General features: G+C 64.6%; 2 protein-coding genes. One reads left to right on the forward strand and one right to left on the reverse strand.

From position 1 onward, the window contains the following. Positions 1–363: lectin (locus VMT30_05450; protein HVQ44383.1), on the reverse strand; the 363-nt coding region annotated here is incomplete at its 3' end. Positions 364–407: 44 nt separating this feature from the next. Between VMT30_05450 and VMT30_05455 the strand changes: the two genes are divergently transcribed. Beyond that, positions 408–1,682 (forward strand): IS256 family transposase, encoded by a 1,275-nt coding sequence (locus tag VMT30_05455; protein HVQ44384.1) that lies wholly within the window; start codon positions 408–410, stop codon positions 1,680–1,682. Positions 1,683–1,907: the final 225 nt, after the last annotated feature.

The raw sequence follows: 1,907 nt of genomic DNA on the forward strand, positions 1-1,907 counted from the left end.
ATTCTGCCACGGACCGTTGCCGATGCGGTCGCGTGCATTGATCGCCGGCTTCCCGTCGACTGCTTGGGTGCTCAGATAGGCATGCCAGGTTTTACCTCCGGCCCCATGGCGCTGCGCCAATTGCTGACAATGCTGGTCAGCGCCTTCGAGGCCGCCGAGATCGGCGCCCTTCCCGGGCCCCGCGCCAGTGACAAAGAAGGTCATGTTAGGGGCTTGTGGCAATGGCGGGGGCGCTGGTTGTGCCGGCTGCTGCTGTGCTTTGACAACGGATGTCACGCCGAGCATAGCGAGGGCCACGGTGAGCACGGGTGCCGTCGCGGGAGTGGTAGGAAATGAGAGTAGCGTAGTCTCCGGGGTGTTCAACCTCGAATCATCCGGCGTTAGTGCGTCGGACTGGAGACCACGCCATGACAAGCATTACCACGAAGCCTGATTCCTCGCAGCCCGCGGCGGAAGCGACTGTTGATCTTTTCGACAATTGGTTCGATCCGATTGAGACCGGGGTGCGCGAGCGGGTTCGCGAGTTCATCCATGCCATGATCGAAGGTGAACTCGACATGTCGCTGTCCCGGCCACGCTACGCTCGCGGTGCGAAGCCCTCGATTGGCCATGGCGAGGGCGCGATCGGCGCTATTGGGCACCGCCATGGCCACCGGTCACGGTCGCTGCTGGGAAGCTTCGGCCGGGTGGAGATCGAGGTCCCGCGCGCCAGGCTCAACACCGCCGATGGCAAGACGACGGAGTGGAAGAGCAAGGCGCTGCGGGCCTATCAGCGGCGCACGCTTGTCGCTGACGCGCTGATTGCGGGCAGCTATCTCGCTGGCACCAACACGCGCCGGGTGCGCCGCGCGCTCGCCGCCCTGTTTGGCGGCGCGGTCGGCAAGGACACCGTGAGCCGGGTCTGGCGCAAGGTGAAGACCGACTGGGAGGCATGGAACGCCCGCTCGCTTGTCGAAGAACCGATCGTGCGGCTCATCCTCGACGGCACGGTGGTGCGCGTGCGGCTCGACCGTAAGGCGACTTCCATCTCGCTGCTCGTCGTCATCGGCGTGCGCGAGGACGGCCAGAAGGTGCTGCTCGCGATCAAGAGCATGGGCGGCGAGAGCACCGAGGCTTGGCGCAGTGTCCTCGACGATTTGATCAAGCGCGGCCTACGACGGCCTGAGTTCCTCATTGTCGACGGCGCGCCGGGGCTGGAGAAGGCGATCGCCGCCGTGTGGGACGGCGTGCCGGTCCAGCGCTGCACGGTCCACAAGCACAGGAATCTGCTCGCGCATGCGCCCGAGCGGCTGCATGAGGAGATTGGCGCCGACTACACCGACATGATCTACGCGGCGACCTCAGAGGAGATCGAAGCTCGCCGCAAGGCCTTCATCCGCAAGTGGCGGCTCAAGCACCGTGCCGTGGCCGACAGCCTGGAGGAAGCCGGCGAACGCCTGTTCACCTTCACCCGCCTGCCGCCGAGCCAGTGGCGCAGCGCACGGACGACGAATGCGATCGAGCGGCTGCACGAGGAGTTCAAACGAAGGATCAAGACCCAGACCGTACTGCCGTCTGCCGAAACTGCCGCCATGCTGTTCTGGGCGTTGCTCGCTTCCGGTCAGATCAACATGCGCAAGGTCGATGGCTGGAAGACGCTCGCCACCAAGCCCATCGATCAGCCGATTGACCTCGCAGCCTGAAACGATAACTTCATGTTACCGGGATTGCGCCACACCCATTTCCAACCACGTTCGCGCCGCTACCCTGCTATAAGCTGAGATTGGCATGCAATCTTGTTGGCGAGATCCTGACCATGGCCCGCTGCTCGCTACTACGCCCCCTTGTCATGCGTACCCCCGGCTTCATCGAGCCCTGCCCCTGCCGACCGACCGCCCTCCGGGCCTGACTGGGTCCACGAGATCAAG

This window comes from Candidatus Saccharimonadia bacterium, from assembly GCA_035544015.1.
Classification (GTDB): Bacteria; Patescibacteriota; Saccharimonadia; order UBA4664; family UBA4664; genus UBA5169.